Annotated in this window: 1 protein-coding gene; it reads right to left on the bottom strand. The window is 64.4% G+C overall.

All coding sequences use genetic code 11. From position 1 onward, the window contains the following. Positions 1–1,094, bottom strand: a 1,094-nt coding sequence (locus NKJ91_RS33625; protein ID WP_031211235.1) for an IS4 family transposase, incomplete at its 3' end; no start/stop codon positions are given. Positions 1,095–1,155: the final 61 nt, after the last annotated feature.

Genomic DNA, 1,155 nt, shown 5'->3' with positions numbered 1-1,155 from the left:
GGGGGAGAGTCGAGAACGTCGGTGACGGCCTCGTCGATCATCAGGGCCAGGATCAGGTGGGCCGTCAGCCAGCTTCGGGCGAGCCGCTCATCTCGCGCGGGAAGCTTATGGATGCCCATTCCGCTCTTGAGCCGCTTGAAGGCGAGTTCGACCTGCCAGCGCAGCCGATAGGTCTGCAGAACCTCGTCGGCCGTCAATTCATCGGCCGGGACCGAGGTCAGCAGCATGACGAAGCCTGCGGCAATGAGGGTCATCGGCTGCAGCCTGTTGCTGCAGCGGCGCTGATTGCCCCGCTTTGCCGCCTTCTGGGCCTTTTGCGTGGCCTTCTCATCCTTGCGCTTGACGATGAGCCTTGTCGGCAAGGGCGGCTTGCCTCGGCCCTTGCGACCCGAATGCTCCACGAGCACGTTCATCTCGCAAACCTCACCGGGCTGCATAGGCTCATAGATGGCGTTCCAGTCGACCCGTTGCCCGTCGGGCGTGGTCAGCCGAACACTGGTCCAGCCCGTGCGCACAATAAAGTCGGCACCCGCCGCTGCCACCTTTTCAAGGGACGGGGCACGGGCGTAGGCGCGATCGCCAACAACAATGTCGCCTTGGCGTAGCGGAACACGCAAGAAGCTTTCACCGCCGCGCACGTCGCTGATCTCCAGATGCGTGAAGCGCGCGAGCGCGGGTTCGTAGGTGGCATGCAGCCGCCAGTCCGTGCCGGCACTGCCGGGGCGCGAGATCGAACTGCCGTCGACAACGCGCAGCCGACGCCCCGTCGGCGCGGCGCTTTTGGCGCAAGCGTTTTGGAGCAAGGCGCCGGCAATGTCGCCAAGCCAATCGGCCGCTCCGCGCAAGCGCTTCAAAAGAGCAACATCCGAAAGGCTCGCAACGTCATTCACCCCGGCCCAGGCGGCAGCCGAGCGCAGGCTCATCGCGCCGGGGCCATAAGCCAACGCCAGGCGCAGCAATGTCGCTGCGTCCGCAACATTGCGACGACGCACCAGCGCTCCCGTCGCCCGCGCCGTCGCCTCAAGGTCAAGCGATTGCGACAGCCTCGATATCAGAGCCTGCCAGTCGGTTTCGATCGAATCATTCGTTCCCATCTGGCCGAGGAATCACATCTCGATTCCACCAGTCCACATCTAAGTTAGCGCCTATGGGGCG

This window comes from Mesorhizobium sp. M0040, from assembly GCF_040323505.1.
Lineage (GTDB): Bacteria > Pseudomonadota > Alphaproteobacteria > Rhizobiales > Rhizobiaceae > Mesorhizobium.
This window is presented reverse-complemented; position numbering and strand designations above follow the sequence as displayed.